The sequence below is a fragment of the Streptomyces sp. SAI-127 genome (assembly GCF_029894425.1).
Taxonomy (GTDB): domain Bacteria; phylum Actinomycetota; class Actinomycetes; order Streptomycetales; family Streptomycetaceae; genus Streptomyces.
Genome location: NZ_JARXYJ010000001.1, coordinates 9,308,153 through 9,324,659 on the forward strand (window position 1 = coordinate 9,308,153; position 16,507 = coordinate 9,324,659).

14 protein-coding genes and 1 pseudogene are annotated in these 16,507 nt (G+C 71.4%); 10 read left to right on the forward strand and 5 right to left on the reverse strand.

Going from position 1 to position 16,507, the window contains the following annotated elements; translation table 11 throughout:
• Positions 1-45: 45 nt before the first annotated feature.
• The 4 genes from M2157_RS42565 to M2157_RS42580 all read right to left on the reverse strand — a co-directional run bounded on the left by M2157_RS42565 (position 46) and on the right by M2157_RS42580 (position 4,530).
• A complete protein-coding gene (locus tag M2157_RS42565) occupies positions 46-1,275 on the reverse strand; it encodes a DegT/DnrJ/EryC1/StrS family aminotransferase (protein ID WP_280867852.1) in 1,230 nt (409 codons plus the stop codon).
• Between the two features lie 93 nt (positions 1,276-1,368).
• Positions 1,369-2,511, reverse strand: coding sequence for a GNAT family N-acetyltransferase (locus M2157_RS42570; RefSeq protein ID WP_280867853.1), 1,143 nt, complete (start codon positions 2,509-2,511; stop codon positions 1,369-1,371).
• A 160-nt stretch (positions 2,512-2,671) separates the two neighbouring features.
• On the reverse strand, positions 2,672-3,319 hold the full coding sequence (locus tag M2157_RS42575; RefSeq protein ID WP_280855807.1) for a response regulator transcription factor: 648 nt from the start codon (positions 3,317-3,319) through the stop codon (positions 2,672-2,674).
• Positions 3,316-4,530 (reverse strand): sensor histidine kinase, encoded by a 1,215-nt coding sequence (locus tag M2157_RS42580; protein WP_280867854.1) that lies wholly within the window; start codon positions 4,528-4,530, stop codon positions 3,316-3,318. Before M2157_RS42580 ends, M2157_RS42575 begins: the two co-directional genes overlap by 4 nt.
• Before the next feature lie 159 nt (positions 4,531-4,689).
• Here M2157_RS42580 and M2157_RS42585 point away from each other — a divergent pair, with 159 nt between their 5' ends.
• The 9 genes from M2157_RS42585 to M2157_RS42625 all read left to right on the forward strand — a co-directional run bounded on the left by M2157_RS42585 (position 4,690) and on the right by M2157_RS42625 (position 12,897).
• Positions 4,690-5,475, forward strand: coding sequence for a class I SAM-dependent methyltransferase (locus M2157_RS42585; protein WP_280867855.1), 786 nt, complete (start codon positions 4,690-4,692; stop codon positions 5,473-5,475).
• A 52-nt stretch (positions 5,476-5,527) separates the two neighbouring features.
• The gene (locus tag M2157_RS42590) at positions 5,528-6,145 is read left to right on the forward strand and encodes a TOPRIM nucleotidyl transferase/hydrolase domain-containing protein (protein ID WP_280855804.1); all 618 of its coding nucleotides are present in this window, start codon (positions 5,528-5,530) and stop codon (positions 6,143-6,145) included.
• Between the two features lie 227 nt (positions 6,146-6,372).
• A complete protein-coding gene (locus M2157_RS42595; protein ID WP_280867857.1) occupies positions 6,373-7,485 on the forward strand; it encodes a Gfo/Idh/MocA family oxidoreductase in 1,113 nt (370 codons plus the stop codon).
• Complete coding sequence (locus M2157_RS42600; RefSeq protein ID WP_280867858.1) at positions 7,482-8,408, forward strand: PmoA family protein; 927 nt, start codon at positions 7,482-7,484, stop codon at positions 8,406-8,408. The genes M2157_RS42595 and M2157_RS42600 overlap by 4 nt, the downstream gene beginning before the upstream one ends.
• Entirely contained in the window at positions 8,384-9,154 is a 771-nt protein-coding gene (locus M2157_RS42605; RefSeq protein ID WP_280867859.1) for a cupin, read from the forward strand. Before M2157_RS42600 ends, M2157_RS42605 begins: the two co-directional genes overlap by 25 nt.
• Positions 9,155-9,225: 71 nt before the next feature.
• Complete coding sequence (locus M2157_RS42610; RefSeq protein ID WP_280855802.1) at positions 9,226-10,509, forward strand: ABC transporter substrate-binding protein; 1,284 nt, start codon at positions 9,226-9,228, stop codon at positions 10,507-10,509.
• Positions 10,506-11,444: a sugar ABC transporter permease gene (locus tag M2157_RS42615; RefSeq protein WP_280855801.1), complete on the forward strand. Its 939-nt coding sequence runs from the start codon at positions 10,506-10,508 to the stop codon at positions 11,442-11,444. The genes M2157_RS42610 and M2157_RS42615 overlap by 4 nt, the downstream gene beginning before the upstream one ends.
• A complete protein-coding gene (locus M2157_RS42620) occupies positions 11,441-12,307 on the forward strand; it encodes a carbohydrate ABC transporter permease (protein ID WP_280855800.1) in 867 nt (288 codons plus the stop codon). The genes M2157_RS42615 and M2157_RS42620 overlap by 4 nt, the downstream gene beginning before the upstream one ends.
• The gene (locus M2157_RS42625) at positions 12,304-12,897 is read left to right on the forward strand and encodes a hypothetical protein (RefSeq protein WP_280855799.1); all 594 of its coding nucleotides are present in this window, start codon (positions 12,304-12,306) and stop codon (positions 12,895-12,897) included. The genes M2157_RS42620 and M2157_RS42625 overlap by 4 nt, the downstream gene beginning before the upstream one ends.
• Positions 12,898-13,115: 218 nt before the next feature.
• On the opposite strand, the gene M2157_RS42630 is transcribed toward M2157_RS42625, so the two are convergent.
• A complete protein-coding gene (locus tag M2157_RS42630) occupies positions 13,116-15,356 on the reverse strand; it encodes a heavy metal translocating P-type ATPase (protein WP_280868349.1) in 2,241 nt (746 codons plus the stop codon).
• A gap of 172 nt (positions 15,357-15,528) precedes the next feature.
• Between M2157_RS42630 and M2157_RS42635 the strand changes: the two are divergent.
• Positions 15,529-16,501: pseudogene (locus M2157_RS42635) on the forward strand (hypothetical protein).
• The last annotated feature ends 6 nt before the right edge of the window (positions 16,502-16,507 follow it).

The following is a 16,507-nucleotide window of genomic DNA, read 5'->3' on the forward strand; positions in this document are numbered from 1 at the left end:
ATGCTAACCCCCTGATGTTTTGATCGATCGTCGGGGTGTCGCAGTTCACTGGCCCAGCAACCGCGGCGGTGTGACGTCCCGAACCGGCCGCAGCAGCGAGGGGTGCGCGTCGGCCACCCGTTCCTTCGTGAACGCGCCCACGATCCTGCGGGCCAGCAGCGGATCGGCGGGGAGCGTGTGCGCGGCGAACCAGCGGGCCGGCGCCGGATCGGGGGAGGGTTCGACGAACTCCGCGCCCGCGTAGTCGTCCAGCGGCGGGTCGTAGATGTAGCCGCAGACCACGTCGTGCCGCACCAGCCGCTGGACGAGCAAGTCCCGGTCGTGGACCAGGAGCGGCACCCGGAAGAGGGGGAGGGGCCCCTCGTGCGCCGTCCGGTCGCGCAGCGCAGGCGAGGCCCACGGTGTGCCCGCCAGCAGGGCGACCCCGGCCCTGCGCCGGGCCAGGTCCTCGTCGAGCCGGGCCATCCGCAGCGTCAGCTGGCCGCGGACCAGCGAGCCGTGCCGGGAACGGTAGCCGTGCAGATCGACACGGACCCACCGCTCGTACGCGGTCAGGCTCGGTGCCTCCCGCGCGGAGGCGCTGAGCCGTGGTGCGCGCAGGTCCATCCGGAACGCGTCGCGCTCCAGCAGCCCCAGACGCTCCATGGTCCGCCACACCGGGCGCACCAGATGGAGCGACCGGACGGCGGACCGGGCCAGCGGGCGCAGGGTCGTGGCCAGGTCCTCGCGCAGCCGCCCGGGGGTCAGCAGATCGTCCCGCAGCAGCTCCAGTTCCCGGCGCGTGCGCGCGTCCTCGACGGCGAGGAAACCGCCCGCCATCCCGGCCACGTGCTTGGACAGGCTGAACGCCGCCGCCTTCCCGAAGGTCCCGACCGGCTGTCCGGCCACATGGCTGCCGATCGCGTGCGCCGCGTCCTCGAACAGCGGGATCCCCAACTGCTCGCAGCGGCGCCGCAGTTCGAGGACCCGGTCGGGCACGCCGTACAGGTTGGTGGTCAGGACCGCGTCCACATTGCGCCAGGTCGACTCCGGTACGGCGGCCGGGTCGATGTTGCCGTCCCACACGGACACGGGGGCCTGCACGGGGCGCAGCCCGGCCGCGAGGACCACGAACAGGATCACGTCGTCGTTCACCGGTGACATCAGCACCCGCGCGCCCGGCCGGCACCAGCGCCTGAGCGCCAGGTACAGGGCCAGCCGGGCCGAGGGCGTGTAGACGCACTCGCGTCCCAGTCGCCGGGTCATCGTCGCGGACAGCCGCGAGCCATAGGGCATCGGCACCCCTTGTGTCGATGGGCCACGGAAGGACCGTGGAGGAGAACACACGTCGGCGCCACCTCCCGCGGGAACCGGAGGTGAGCGGGTTCGTCAGCTCGCCAGCGGTCCCGCGCTGTCGGAGTCCGAACGGTGCCCGGAGGTGCGCAGGGTGCCGACGGTCTTCAGGAGTCGGTCGGCGGGCTCGCGCAGGGCCGGGTGGGCGTTGACCGTGTTGCGCAGACCCCGCACGGGCCGGCGCCACAGACGGTGTGCCGTCGCGACCGGGTGGGGACGGGTGGCGAACCCTTCCGCCACCCGCAGCTCACGGGTCTTGAGCCAGTCCTTCCACTCCTTGTCGCCGCGTCCCATGTCCATGAGCCGCGCCCCGCGCCGGCCCGCCGCCTCGGCCATCCGCAGATGCATGATCAGACCGGGGGAGTAGTAGCGCAGCTCGGGGTCGTACGCGGTGAACCAGGGCGCGAACACCGTGCGCGAGGTGGGCCCGAAGTGCGCGGCCACCGGCCGGTCACCGGCGTACACGACCGAAAGGATCCCGGTGAAGTGCTCCTCGCGGACCTGGAAGAGGTCCTCCACCAGGTTCACGATCCACGGCCGCGCGAACCGGTCCATCCGGCCCGTGCGGCGGTACTGGGCGGACTTCCACTGCATCAGTGTGCGCAGTGCCCTCGGGTCGCGCTCGTCGAACACGAACCGCATCTCACCCAGGTCGCGCGTGAGCCGGCGCTCCTTCTTGAGGGTCGTCTTGGCGAGCCCCGGGTACGCGCCGCGCAGCCACTCCGGGTAACTGTCGCTGCCGACCTTGAGATCGATCACCGGGGAGGCGAACGTCCCGGTGACATAGGGGGCGAAGGGCGCCTGCTCCTCGACGAGGTGGTCGAACTCGAACACCGAGAGCCGGCACGCCTTCAGCAGTGCCCGGGCGTCCCAGGTGAACCCGGGGCGGTGCACGAGGCCCTGGCAGTCGGAGAGTCCGAGTCCGATGGCACGGCCGACGCCGAAGGAACCCCGTTCGTACGGGAGGAAGCCCACGGCCTCTCCGCGCTGGTGCAGCACCGCCACCCGGGCGCCGCCGCGGCGGTGTCTGCCGATCCCGGCCGCGAACTCCGGTGCCAGGAACGGGTTGGCGTACTCGGGCGACTCGTCCATCGCCCGGTGCCAGGCCTTGCGGAGCGAGGTGCCGAGCTCTTCGGGTCTGTGGATCGTTATGTCCGTGTCACTGCTCATGGATCGCATGGGCGACCGTTCCCCCCAATTCCCCCCACGACGCGGCGTCCGCGTCCCGCCGATCGAAATGTCGGCAAGGACCAAACGTCGCCAAACAGTACGCATGCTGTCAAGGGTGTCTGCCGTAACGGAAGAGTGCGGATCGGATACTCCTGGTTCCCGAAACCGGTCAAGGCAGCAGCCGTCGTTCCTTGGCGACGGCCACCGCGCCCGCCCGGGTCTCGACGCCCAACTTGCCGTAGATCCGACCCAGATGGGTCTTGACCGTCGCCTCGCTGATGAACAGGGCGCGGGCGATCTCCCGATTGCCGAGGCCACGGGCGAGCTGCGCGAGGATCTCGTGCTCCCGCGCGGACAGGGCGGGGCGCGGGCTGCGCAGCCGGGTCAGCAGCCGGTCGGCCACCGGGGCGGACAGCGTGCTGCGTCCGGACGCGGCGTCGCGGATCGCCGTGAACAACTCCTCGGGCTGCTCGGCCTTGAGGAGATAGCCCGTGGCGCCCGCCTCGATGGCCCGGGTGATGTCGGCGTCCGTGTCGAACATGGTGAGCACCAGCACGCGGGGACCTCGAGCGCCTCCCGCCGTCAGCTGCCGGATGGCCGTCACCCCGTCCATGCCGTCGTCCAGTTGAAGATCCATCAGTACGACATCGGGGCCCAGGTGGGCCGCCATGGCGAGCGCCTCCTCACCGGTGGCCGCCTCCCCGACCACGTCGATGCCGTCCGCGCTGGCGAGCAGGGCCCGCAGTCCGGCGCGTACGACGGCATGGTCGTCGCAGAGCAGGAGCCGGACGGGGGACGAGGGCGGCGACGTACTCACAGGGTGGTCTCCTTGACAGCGGGCGGGACAGCGAGCGGGACGGCGACCGAGACCACGGTGCCCTCTCCCGGCGTGGACTCCACGGTGAGCCCGCCACCGGCCTGGCGGGCCCGGATCCGCATGGCGGGAAGCCCGTGCCCACGCGTCGACGACCCGGACCCCCGGGCCTCGGTGCGCTCGAACCCCCGCCCGTTGTCCGCGACATCCAGCGAGACCTGATCGTCCAGCCACGTGAGCGTGAGCGCGGCCCGGGTCGCCGCCGCATGCTCCCGTACGTTGGCCAGCGCGCCCTGGGCGATCCGCAGCAGCGCCCCCGCCACCCGCTCCGGCAGCGGACCCGGATCCCCCTCGAGCCGGAACTCCACGGTCAGCCCCGGGCCGCTCTCGCGCCGGGCGAGTGCGCCGAGGGCCTCGGCGAGGGAACGCTCCGCGAGGTCCGCGGGAGCCAGGTCGTGCACGAAGCGGCGGGCCTCGGCGAGGCTGTGCGAGGTGATCTCCGCCGCCGCCCGGACATGTTCCCGGGCCGCGTCCCGGTCCGAGCCCCACACCCGCTCCGCGGCCTGGAGCAGCATCCGCTGACTGGAAAGCCCCTGCGCGAGGGTGTCGTGGATCTCCGCGGACAGCCGCTGGCGCTCCGCCAGGACACCGGCCCGCCGTTCGGTGGCGGCGAGTTCGTGCCGGGTGCGCACCAGGTCCTCGATCAGAACGCGCTGCCGGGCCCCCTGCCGTTGCAGATGTACCAGTACGGCGGTGGCGACCGCGGCGACGGCCGGCGGGGCCACCACCATGTTCGGGTTGAGCGGCCCGTCGGCCACCCGTATCTCCGAGACCACGACCAGAGCCGTGAGCACGGCCGCCGCGGGCACCGCGATCCTCGGCGGCAGGGCGTGCAGTCCGGCGAACAACAGGGGCATCACACACCAGGTGGCGCTCGGCGCGAGGACCAGCAGGACGACCCAGACGGCGGTGGCCGAGCCCAGCCAGACCAGATGGCGCCGGGTGGGCGGCAGTCCCGGGCGGGGCGGCGGGGCCACCAGATGCCCGAGGACGTACAGCACACAGAAGAAGGCGAACAACGCCACCACCCAGCCGGTGCGCGCTCCGCCCTGGTCGCGGGTCAGGAAGCGGGCGAACGACGAGCCGAGCAGCAGGAAGAACGCGCCGTGCACGATCGCGCCAAGCCAGCGCTCGTCCGGATCGGAGTGGTTCATGCTCCGTGTCTAACGTGCCGGACGGAGGATCGCATCAACCGATCGGCTGACATGCCGGTCGCCCGAAACTCTCCGCGGCGGGAGCTCGTTGGCCGAGCCGGAGGCCCGGCTTCCGCACTGAGGCTGGGAGCAGAGCGACGACCTGCGAAAGGCCTCACGATGCCCGCCAAGAACCTCACCGCCAACCGCGCCGCCCTCGGCCACCGCGTCGGCTACGCCCTGCGTCACCCCGACCGCGTGCCCCGCCATGTGGCCCGCGCCGCCCGCGACCTGTGGCTGCGCCGCCGGTACCCGGACCACATCTCCTACTACCGCGCCGTGATGCGCTCCGACACCCGGGCCGATCCGGACGCGGCCGTCGGCAGCCGCAACCGGGAGCGCTGGCTGGCGCTCGGGGCGATGCAGTTCGACTACCTCCTCGGCCACGGGCTGCGCCCCGAGCACCGCATGCTGGAGATCGGCTGCGGCAACCTGCGCGGCGGCTGGCGGTTCATCCGACACCTGGAGCCCGGGCACTACCACGGCATCGACATCTCGCCCGACATCCTCTTCGCCGCGCAGGACACGATCGTCGACATGTCGCTTCAGAAGCGGCTGCCGAACCTGACCCCGGTGCGCGACCTGACGCTGCGGTTCCTGCCGGACGCCCACTTCGACGTCGTCCACGCGCACAGCGTCTTCTCGCACTCGCCGCTCCCGGTGATCGAGGAGTGTCTGGCCAACGTCGGCCGGGTGCTCGCCCCGGGCGGCTGGTTCGACTTCACCTTCGACCGCACCGAGGGCGAGGAGCACCACGTGCTCCGGGAGGACTTCTACTACCGCGTCGAGACGCTCGTCGAGCTGGCCGGGAAGCATGGCCTGCGGGCCCGGTTCATGGAGGACTGGGAGGAACTCCCGCACGGCCAGTCCAAGATCCGGGTGACCCACGGGGAGGCGAGCCGGTGAGGCCGGCGGAAATTGCCTGTCGCCGGGGCCGGTGAGGGCACAGACTCCTCCCATGGCTGACATGGGGGAGTTCCGGGACGCGGTCACGGCGTGGGCGGCCGGTGGCCCCGGCGACCCGGCACGCGAGCTGGCCGCACGGCTGTCCGTCCGGACCGTCGTCCTGCTCGAAGGGCCGAGCGACGTGGCGGCGGTCGACGCGCTGGCCGCGAGCCGTGGCCGGAACCTGGCCGCCGAGGGGCTCTGCGTCCTGGCGATGGGCGGGGCGATGAGCGTCGGCCGCTTCGCGGGTCTTCTCGGCCCTTCCGGCCTGGGCCTGCGCCTGACGGGACTGTGCGACGAGCGGGAACGGCCCTTCTACGCCCGGGGCTGGGAGCGGGCAGGCGCGGCACCGGACGGGTACTTCGTCTGCGCGGCGGACCTGGAGGACGAGCTGATCCGCGCGCTGGGTGTGCCGCGGGTGAAGGAACTCGTGCGCGAGGAGGGCGACCTGCGGCCCCTTACGACGTTCCTGTCCCAGCCCGCGCAGCGGGGCCGCACCGCTGAGCAGCAGTTGCGGCGCTTCCTCGGTACGAAGAAGGGGCGCAAGATCCACTACGGCCGCGTCCTCGTCGAGGCTCTCGACCCCGACGGCGTACCCGCCCCGCTCGACGACCTGTTCGCGGCTCTCTGACCTGGGCTCCCCCGCACACCCCGAGCACCGGAAGGCGTGTGCGGAGGCGAGCGCGCCGAATCACTTGCGTCAGGCAAGTGAATGAGCCGTGTGCGTGGCGTGTTCACCGATATCACCGCCCGGGGTCTTGTTAGGACAATCGCCGGGGATCTAGGGTCGACTCCGGGAGAGCAAGCGCTTTCCCCCGCATGTCAGCGTCCCCTTGCCGGACGTCCGAGGAGGACCGTATGCCCCGTCCAGCCCGCCGCCGCGTAGCCGTGGTCGGCACCGGCGCCATCGTCAGCGGCAGCCATCTGTCCGCGCTCAGGGCCCACGCCGAGCGCACAGAACTGGTCGCCGCCGTCGACGTGGACCAGGGCAGACTCGACGCCTTCCGGGAACTCGCGGGCGGCGAGGTCGCCGGGTACACCTCCATGGCCGCGATGCTGGACGCCGCTCGCCCCGACCTGGTCCTCATCGGCACCCCGCCGTCGCTGCACCGGGAGCAGACGGTGGCCGCCCTCAAGGCGGGTGCCTGGGTGCTGTGCGAGAAGCCGCTGACACTGTCGCTCGCCGAGTACGACGAGATCGCGGCGGCCGAGGAGGCGTCCGGCGCCTACGCCTCCGTGGTCTTCCAGCACCGCTACGGCTCCGGCGCCGTCCACGCGCGCGGGCTGATCACGAGCGGCGAGCTGGGCGCCCCCCGGGTCGCGCACTGCCAGACCACCTGGTACCGGGACGCCGCCTACTACGCCGTACCGTGGCGCGGCACCTGGGCCAGTGAGGGCGGCGGCCCCACCATGGGCCACGGCATCCACCAGTACGACCTTCTCCTGCACCTGCTCGGCCCGTGGGCGGAGATCCGCGCGATGGCGGCCCGGCTGGTCCACGACACCGAGAGCGAGGACGTCTCCACGGCCCTCGTCCGGTTCGAGAACGGCGCCCTCGCCACCGTCGTCAACAGTGTGCTGTCACCCGACGAGGTGAGCCGCATCCGCATCGACTGCGCCGACGCGACCGTCGAACTCACCCACCTGTACGGGCACCGCAACCAGGACTGGACCTACACACCCGCCCCCCACGTGGCCGCCGACCGCGTCGACGCCTGGCGTACGCCCGCCGCCGACGTGCCCAGCTCGCACGCGGCCCAGCTCGGCGCGCTCCTCGACGCGTACGACAACGGTGTCAGGCCTCCCGGCAGCGGCGCCGACGCCCGTGCCACCCTCGAGTTCGCCGCCGCGCTCTACAAGTCCGCGTTCACGGGCCGGCCCGTGAACGCCGGCGAGATCACACCGGGCGACCCCTTCTACCCGGCCATGCACGGCGACCACCCCCACTGGGCCCCCAAGGAGCGCGCATGAGCATCCGCGTCAGCCACGTCCACGGCGAGCACATCGCCGTCGAGGCGGCGAACGGCACGGAGATCCTCCGCTACGTCTACCGACCCGACCCCGAGGACTTCGAGGCCAAGAAGCCCTACGCCCACCCGGTGCGCACCCTCGGCGGCCGCACGGTGACCGGCTACCGTCCCAACGACCACCGCTGGCACAAGGGTCTGCAGATGACCGCGAGCCATCTGTCGGGGCAGAACTTCTGGGGCGGCAACTGCTATGTCCACGGACAGGGCTATCTGCCCCTGCCGGAGCGCGTCGGCTCCATGCGGCATGACGGCTTCCCGCAGCTGACCGTCGAGGACGACCGGCTCACCTTCGCCGAGGAGCTCACCTGGGTGGAGAACGGCGGCAGCGAGTGGGCGCGCGAGCTCCGCGGCATCACCGTCCACTCGGTCGACGAGGAGGCCGGCTCCTGGGCGCTGGACTGGTCGATCCGCCTCACCAACACCCGCGACCAGCCGCTGGCCTTCGGTTCCCCCACCACCGCGGGCCGTGAGATGGCGGGTTACACGGGACTCCAGTGGCGCGGCCCCCGCGACTTCACCGGTGGATCGGTCCTCGCCCCGGACACGGACGGCGACGCGGACAAGCTGATGGGCAGCCAGAGCCCCTGGCTCGCCTTCACCACCGAGCACGACGACGTGGACGCCCACTCCACGCTCGTCTTCGCACACGCCCCCGAGAACCTCGACCCGCGGAGGGCGATCCACGAGTCGCACTGGTTCGTGCGCTCCGAGCCCTTCCCGACGGTCGCGTTCTCCTGGGCGTTCTTCGAGGAGTTCGAGCTGCCGCCGGGGGAGTCCTTCGAGTACCGCTACCGGCTGGTCGTGGCCGACGGTGCCTGGGACGAGGAACGCGTGTCCTCGTGTCTGGAAGGCCTGTCCTGGTGAAGCCCGGCCTTCCGCACCCGCTGCCGGGCGCCGTGGGCCTGTCCCACCTGAGCGCCTACGACTGGGAGGCCGCCGACGGCGTCTGCGGCGGCAGCCCGCATCTGCACCTGGTGTGCACGGAGGCCTACGTCGTCACCGGCGGCCGGGGCGCGGTGCAGACGCTGAGCCCCGACGGCTACCGGGAGATCCCCCTGGAGCCGGGCTCGATCGCCTGGTTCGCACCGGGCACCGTGCACCGCATGGTCCAGGGCGGCGATCTGCGCATCACCGTGCTGATGCAGAACAGCGGTCTGCCCGAGGCCGGGGACGCCGTCTTCACCTTCCCGCCGGAGGTGCTCGCCGACCCCTCGCGGTATGCCGAGGCCGCCGGGCTCCCGCCCGGCACGGGACCGGAGACGGCCGCGGCCGCCCGCCGGCGCCGGGACCTCGCCGTCGAGGGCTACCTCGGCCTGCGCGAGGCACTGGTCGCCGGAGACAACGGCCCGTATCTGGAGTTCCAGCGGGCCGCCGCCCGCCTGGTACGGGACAAGGTGCCCACCTGGCGCGAACTGTGGCGGACCGGCGCCCTGGCCACCGCCGAGCGCACCGGCGCCCAGCTCGACGCGCTGGCGGCCGGTGAACCGTCGTACCTCGTCGAGGCGACCGCCCATGAGGCCGCGCCGACCCGGCTCGGCGGCTTCGGGATGTGCGGCCGACGGGACGAGTACAACCTGCCGGGGACGACGCTGCCGTACGGCAGCGAGTAACACCGCTTGTTCTGGGGGGAGTTGCGAGGGGGGCCGTAGAAAGTCCGAGGAAGGGATGAGGTGACCTCGGCATGCCCGGACACAGGACAAAGGGGTTCTGCGCTTCGGCCGTCGCACTCGCGCTCTGCGCGCTGGCGGCCGGCTGCGGGGGATCCGGGGAATCGGTCGGCGGCGGCAAGGTCGTGCTCCGCTACACGTGGTGGGGCAACCCCGACCGCGCGGAGCGCACCGAGCAGGCCGTCGCCCTGTTCGAGAAACAGCACCCGAACGTACAGGTGCAGACGTCGTTCTCGGGTTACGACGCCTACAAACAGAAGCTCGCCGTCCAGGCCACGGGCGGCGACGCACCCGACGTGATGCAGCTCGACTACCGCCAGATCGACCAGTACGCCTCCGGCGGGGTCCTGCTCGACCTGGCGAAGCAGAAGGCCGTACTGCGCACCTCCGAGATCGACTCCGGGCTGCTCGCCACCGGCCGCGTGGACGGCACCCAGTACGCGATCCCGCAGGGCCGGGGCACCGAGACCGTCGTCTACGACGTCAAGACCTGGAAGGCCTCCGGGGTGCCGCTCCCGAAACAGGGATGGACCTGGGACGACTGGGCCGACGCCATGCGCGCCCTCAAGAAGAAGACCGGCCAACCCGGCGCCACCGACCCCGGGCAGAACGAGGACGCCTTCGAGGTCTGGCTGCGCGGACAGGGAAAGGCCCTCTACACGAAGAGCGGCGGACTGGGCTTCACCGCCGACGACCTCACCAAGTGGTGGACGTTCACCGACCAGTTGCGGCGCGAGGAGTCCGTCTCCCCGGCCGAGCAGACCACCCAGCTCGACGGCTCTGTCGAGAACACCCCGCTCGGCCGCGGCAAGGCCACCGCGGACAACAACTGGGATGCTCCGTCGAGCGGTTACCTCGCGATCATCCCGACCGGGATCGCACTGGCACCCATGCCGTCCGGCTCCGACGGCACGCCCGGCCAGTACTTCAAGCCGTCGATGTTCCTTGGCGTCTCCGCCAACACCGGCCACGCCAAGGAGGCGGCGCAGCTCGTCGACTTCCTCCTCAACGACCAGGACGCGGCGAAGATCCTCGGCGCCACCCGCGGCATCCCCGTCAACGAGACCATCCGCAAGGAGACAGCACCCCTGCTCAAGGACTTCGACAAGACGGTCGCCGACTACCAGGCGTCCCTGGAAGGGAAGTTGAAGGATCCGCCACAGGCCCCGCCCTCCGGCGACAACGCCCTGCAGACCACCTTCCAGCGTGACTACGACCAGGTTTCCTACCAGCGCATGACGCCCCGCGAGGCGGCCGAGAACTACGTCACCGAGGCGAAGGCGGAGCTGAGGTCATGACCACCACCGCGATCCCGACGGGGGAGAGGCGCGCCACCGCCCCCACCACGAAGCGCCGCCCCAGGCGCGAACGCCACGGCGCCGCCTGGGTGTTCCTCTCCCCGTGGGTCCTCGGCGCGAGCGTTCTCACCCTGCTGCCGATGGCCGTCTCGCTGTACCTGTCCTTCACCGACTACAACCTCTTCGACCCGCCCCACTGGGTGGGCCTGCGCAACTACACGCAGATGTTCACCGAGGACCCGCGCTACTGGCGTTCCGTCACGACGACCCTGATGTACGTCGTCATAGCCGTGCCGCTCCAACTGGCCCTCGCGCTGCTCGTCGCGCTCGCCCTGAAGTCCATGAAGCGCGGCAAGGCCTTCTACCGGTCCGCCTTCTACGCCCCCTCGCTGCTCGGCGCCTCCATGTCCATCGCCCTCGTCTGGCGAGCCGTCTTCAACGACGGCGGCACCGTGGACAACCTCTTCGGCACCGGCGGCTGGGTCAACAGGCCCGGCTGGGCGCTGCTGGCCGTCGCGCTGCTGACGGTGTGGCAGTTCGGGGCGCCGATGGTCATCTTCCTCGCGGGGCTGCAGCAGATACCCGTCGAGCTCTACGAGGCGGCGGCCGTCGACGGGGCCGGAAAATGGCGGCAGTTCCTGTCCGTCACCGTGCCCATGCTGTCCCCGGTGCTCTTCTTCAACCTGGTCCTCCAGACCATCCAGGCCTTCCAGGTCTTCACACCCGCCTTCGCGGTGAGCGCGGGCAAGGGCGGCCCCGCCGACTCCACGCTCGTCTACACGATGTACCTCTACGACCGCGGCTTCGTCGCCTCCCACATGGGCTACGCCTCCGCCATGGCCTGGGTGCTGCTGCTGGTCATCGGCGTCGTCACGGCGGTGCTGTTCCGCACCTCGCGTTCCTGGGTCTTCTACGCGTCCGAGGGGGAGCGATGACCTCCGTATCAACTGCCGCCGCCCGCAAGCCCGTTCGCTGGGGGCGGGTCGCCCTGCACCTCGGCTGTCTGGCCGCCCTGCTCGTGATGCTGTACCCGCTGGCCTGGCTGCTCGCCACCTCGCTCAAGCCGGCCGACGAGGTGATCGCCAGCCTCGACCTGCTGCCCGGCCACCTGGAGTGGTCGAACTACGAGACCGCCTTCGAGGGCGTCAACGACGTCTCCATCTGGCGGCTGCTGTCCAACTCGCTGCTGATCGCGGGTGGCGCGGTCCTCGGCAACGTGATCAGCTGCTCGCTCGCGGCCTACGCCTTCGCCCGACTGCGCTTCCGCTTCCGCGGCCCGATGTTCGCCTTCATGATCGCCACGATCATGCTGCCGCACCACGCGATCCTGATCCCGCAGTACATCATCTTCAACAAGCTCGGCATGGTGAACACCTACTGGCCGCTGATCCTGCCCAAGTTCCTGGCCACGGAGGCGTTCTTCGTCTTCCTCATCGTGCAGTTCATGCGGGGTCTGCCACGTGAGCTGGAGGAGGCCGCCCGCATCGACGGCTGCGGGCCCTTCCGCAGCTTCTTCCAGATCGTGCTGCCGCTGACCAGGCCCGCGCTGATCACCACGGCGATCTTCACCTTCATCTGGACCTGGAACGACTTCTTCACCCAGCTCATCTACCTCTTCGACCCGGACAAGTTCACGCTCACGCTCGCCCTCAGGTCGTTCGTGGACGCCTCCAGCCAGTCGGCGTTCGGCCCGATGTTCGCGATGTCGGTGATCGCGCTGCTGCCGATCGTGCTGTTCTTCCTCGCCTTCCAGCGGTTCCTGGTGGAGGGCATGGCGAGCTCGGGACTCAAGGGATGAGCGGGATGCGTGCTCGTGACCCGGGCGAGGTCTTCGGGCCCAGGATGACCCTGTTCGCCGACATGCTGAGCGTCGGCCTGGCGACGGCCCTGGTCTGCCTGCCCGTGGTGACGGCCCCGGCCGCGCTGTCGGCCGCGTGCGCGGTCCTGCGGGGTGCGGGGGAGGGGCAACCGGCCACCGCGGGCCGGTACTTCGCGGTGCTGGGGCGTCGGCTGCGGGCCGGTGACCTGGGGGCGGGCGCCGTCGCCCTGGCCGGTTCGCTGCTGTTCCTGGCGGACCTGGCGCTCGCCGGGGCCGGGCTGCCGGGAGCCCCGCTGTTCGCGGTGGTGGCCGCCGGTATCGGTGCGGTCGCCCTGGTGGTGGGCCTGCGGGCCTGCGCCCGCCCCGAGTCGCTCACCGACTGGCCGGCCGCCGTGCGGGAGGCCGCCCGGGACGCCGTACGGGATGTCGGCGGGAGCGCCCTGGTGCTGCTGGCCGTGGCCACGGCGGCCCTGTGCGCCTGGATGCTGGTGCCGCTGGCCTTCCTGGTGCCCGGACCGCTGGCACTCGCGCTCACCGCTGTACATGTCCGGCTGGCGGCCGGGCGGTGAAGGCGTTCGGTTGAGGGGCGGGTGGGCGGGGGCTTGTGGTTCGGGAGTGCCTGTTCGTCCGGTCGGCTGGGTCAGGTGGCTCGGAAGGACGGCGGCCGCAGGGAGGTGCGGTGTGCCTGGACCGTTGGCGCTCGCGCTTACCGCTGTGAATGTTCGGCTCGCGGCCGGGCGGGCAGAGGCTCCCGGTCTCGGAGTCCCTGCCCGCCCGGCCGGCCGGATCAGGCGGCCCGGAACGACCGCAGCCGCAGCGAGTTGCCGACCACGAACACCGACGAGAACGCCATCGCCGCCCCCGCGAGCATCGGGTTGAGCAGTCCGGCCGCCGCCAGCGGCAGAGCGGCCACGTTGTAGGCGAAGGCCCAGAAGAGGTTGGACCGGATCGTCCCCAGGGTGCGGCGGGCGAGGCGGATGGCGTCCGCCGCGGCCCGCAGGTCACCCCGGACGAGGGTCAGATCGCCCGCCTCGATCGCGGCGTCCGTGCCGGTGCCCATCGCCAGACCCAGGTCGGCCTGAGCCAGCGCCGCCGCGTCGTTGACGCCGTCACCGACCATCGCGACCGAACGGCCCTCTGCCTGAAGCCGCTTGACGACGTCGACCTTGTCCTGCGGCAGCACCTCGGCGATCACGTGCTCCGGGTCGATGCCGACCTCCCGGGCCACGGACTCGGCCACGGCCCGGTTGTCACCGGTCAGCAGGACGGGCGTCAGGCCCAGCGCGCGCAGGCGGACGATCGCCTCACGGCTGGTGTCCTTGACCGCGTCGGCGACTTCGAGCACGGCCCGCGCCTCGCCGTCCCAGGCGACCGCGATCGCCGTACGACCGAGAGCTTCCGCCTCCGACTTGACCCGGCGGAGCTCCGCGGGCAGCTCCAAGGACCAGTCGGCCAGCAGGCGCTCGCGGCCGACGAGCACGGCATGCCCGTCGACGATGCCCTGCACCCCGAGCCCCGGCACGTTCGCGAAGTCCTCCGGTGCGGGGAGAGAACTCAGCTTCTCCATCGCCCCGTCGGCGACCGCGCGGGCGACCGGGTGCTCCGACGCGTGCTCCAACGCGCCCGCCAGCCGCAGGACTTCGGCCTCGTCGGTGCCGTCCGCCGGGTGCACGGCCAGGAGGGTCATCCGGCCCGTGGTGACGGTGCCGGTCTTGTCCAGGACGACGGTGTCGACCCTGCGCGTGGACTCCAGGACCTCGGGGCCCTTGATGAGGATGCCGAGTTGGGCGCCGCGCCCGGTTCCGACCAGCAGAGCGGTCGGCGTGGCGAGTCCGAGGGCGCAGGGGCAGGCGATGATCAGTACGGCGACGGCGGCGGTGAACGCGGCGGCCGTACCGGCGCCGTTGCCGAGCCAGAAGCCCAGGGTGCCGAGGGCGAGCGCGATGACGACCGGCACGAACACCGCTGAGATCCGGTCCGCGAGCCGCTGAGCGGCCGCCTTGCCGTTCTGGGCGTCCTCGACCAGCTTGGCCATCCTGGCCAGTTGGGTGTCGGAGCCGACCCGGGTCGCCTCGACGACGAGCCGTCCGCCCGCGTTGAGGGTGGCGCCGGTGACGGAATCTCCGGGAGTGACCTCCACCGGCACGGACTCACCCGTGAGCATCGAGGCGTCCACGGCGGAGGAGCCCTCGACGACGATCCCGTCGGTCGCGATCTTCTCGCCGGGACGGACGAGGAAGCGGTCGCCGGCCTTCAACTCCGCGATCGGGACGGTCCGTTCGTGGCCGCCCGAATGCAGCACGGTGACGTCCTTCGCGCCCAGTTCCAGCAGCGCCTTCAGAGCCGCGCCCGCCTTGCGCTTGGAGCGGGCCTCGAAGTACCGCCCGGCCAGGATGAACGCGGTGACCCCGGCCGCGGCCTCCAGATACAGGTTCCCAGTGCCGTCGCCGCGGGCGATCGTCAGCTCGAAGGGGTGCTTCATACCCGGCGTGCCCGCGGTCCCGAAGAACAGCGCCCACAGCGACCAGCCGAAGGCGGCCGTCGTACCGACCGAGATCAGCGTGTCCATGGTGGCCGCGCCGTGCCGGGCATTGGTGAACGCCGCCTTGTGGAAGGGCCATCCGGCATACGTCACCACGGGCGCCGCCAACGTCAGGGACAGCCACTGCCAGTACTCGAACTGCAGCGCCGGGATCATCGCCATCGCGACGACGGGCACCGCCAGCAGTACGGCGGTCACCAACCGCTCGCGCAGGGAACGCAGTTCGTCCGGCTCTTCCTCGTCGGGAGCGGACGGCTCGGGTGGTGCCGGTTCCCGGGCCGAGTACCCGGTCTTCTCGACGGTCGCTATCAGGTCCTGGACCGAGACGCCGACGGCGTGGGTGACCTTGGCCTTCTCGGTGGCGTAGTTGACGGTGGCGGTGACCCCGTCCATCCGGTTGAGCTTCTTCTCGATGCGCGCCGCGCACGAGGCGCAGGTCATGCCGCCGATGGCCAGCTCGGTCTCGGCTGCTGCGGTGGTGGTCATGGTGGTGGTCATGACTACTCCTCGTGGATACCAGGCGGGGGTATGGTGGGTCGCAACCCATGTATACCCCCAGAGGGTATCTGAGGCAAGCCGATCGAGGGGTTGACTTGATACCCCCCAGGGGTATGGTGAAGTGCATCGAGAGCCACATACCGACGTGGAGGAGCCGGCCATGCACGCTGGACTGAAGATCACCGCATTCGCCGCCGCACTGGCCGCGACGTTCGGCACCGCCTACGGCGTGGGCCAGGGCGTCGGCCCCGTGACCGACGACGAGACGCCCGCCCGCCATGACACACACACGAAAGACAACGAGTCAGGGCACCCGGAGAGCTCCGGGCACTCGGGCCATGAGTCGCCCCCGGCCGGTGGACTCCAGATCTCCGAGAACGGCTACACCCTCGACCTGCGAACCCCTCGCCTCGCGGCCGGACGCACCGCCGACCTCCGCTTCGCCATCCGGGGCGAGGACGGGCCGCGCGGTCACCGCCTTCCGCCGGGAGCACGACAAGGAACTCCACCTCATCGTCGCCTCACGCGACCTGAACACCTACCGCCATCTGCACCCCACCCGGGCCGCCGACGGAACCTGGAGCATCCCCGTGTCGCTGCCCCGCGCGGGCGGCTACCGGGTCCTCGCCGACTTCACCCCCGAGACGAAGGGCGCCGAGAACCTCACCCTCGGCGCGGATCTGGCCGTGTCGGGCACCTATGCACCGCAGAACCTGCCGGCGCCGGACACCATCGCCACGACCGAGGGCTACGAGGTGAAGCTGGGCGGAGCCCTGCGGCCCGGCGCCGCCCGCGAGCTGAAGCTGACGGTCTCCCGCAACGGCAGGCCCGTCACCGATCTCCAGCCCTATCTCGGCGCCTACGGCCACCTGGTCGCCCTGCGTTCCGGCGACCTCGCCTACCTCCACGTCCACCCGGGCGGTGAACCCGGCGACGGCTCGACCGAGCCAGGGCCGGACATCTCCTTCACGGCCACGGCGCCCAGCAGCGGCACCTACCGGCTCTTTCTCGACTTCAAGCACGAGGGCAAGGTGCACACCGCCGCGTTCACGGTCCGGGCGGGCACGGCGGCGACAGGGGAAGAGGCCTCCGAAGAGGCCCCCCATGAGTCGTCGGGCGAGCACGGCCACTGACGCTCA

Excerpts from the sequence above, each read along its gene's own strand:
- M2157_RS42565 (WP_280867852.1), bottom strand. The coding sequence starts at position 1,275 with ATGCCCTATGGCTCGCGGCTGTCCGCGACGATGACCCGGCGACTGGGA.
- M2157_RS42570 (WP_280867853.1), bottom strand. The coding sequence starts at position 2,511 with ATGCGATCCATGAGCAGTGACACGGACATAACGATCCACAGACCCGAA.
- M2157_RS42580 (WP_280867854.1), bottom strand. The coding sequence starts at position 4,530 with ATGAACCACTCCGATCCGGACGAGCGCTGGCTTGGCGCGATCGTGCAC.
- M2157_RS42585 (WP_280867855.1), top strand. The coding sequence starts at position 4,690 with ATGCCCGCCAAGAACCTCACCGCCAACCGCGCCGCCCTCGGCCACCGC.
- M2157_RS42590 (WP_280855804.1), top strand. The coding sequence starts at position 5,528 with ATGGCTGACATGGGGGAGTTCCGGGACGCGGTCACGGCGTGGGCGGCC.
- M2157_RS42595 (WP_280867857.1), top strand. The coding sequence starts at position 6,373 with ATGCCCCGTCCAGCCCGCCGCCGCGTAGCCGTGGTCGGCACCGGCGCC.
- M2157_RS42600 (WP_280867858.1), top strand. The coding sequence starts at position 7,482 with ATGAGCATCCGCGTCAGCCACGTCCACGGCGAGCACATCGCCGTCGAG.
- M2157_RS42610 (WP_280855802.1), top strand. The coding sequence starts at position 9,226 with ATGCCCGGACACAGGACAAAGGGGTTCTGCGCTTCGGCCGTCGCACTC.
- M2157_RS42615 (WP_280855801.1), top strand. The coding sequence starts at position 10,506 with ATGACCACCACCGCGATCCCGACGGGGGAGAGGCGCGCCACCGCCCCC.
- M2157_RS42620 (WP_280855800.1), top strand. The coding sequence starts at position 11,441 with ATGACCTCCGTATCAACTGCCGCCGCCCGCAAGCCCGTTCGCTGGGGG.
- M2157_RS42625 (WP_280855799.1), top strand. The coding sequence starts at position 12,304 with ATGAGCGGGATGCGTGCTCGTGACCCGGGCGAGGTCTTCGGGCCCAGG.
- M2157_RS42630 (WP_280868349.1), bottom strand. The coding sequence starts at position 15,356 with ATGACCACCACCGCAGCAGCCGAGACCGAGCTGGCCATCGGCGGCATG.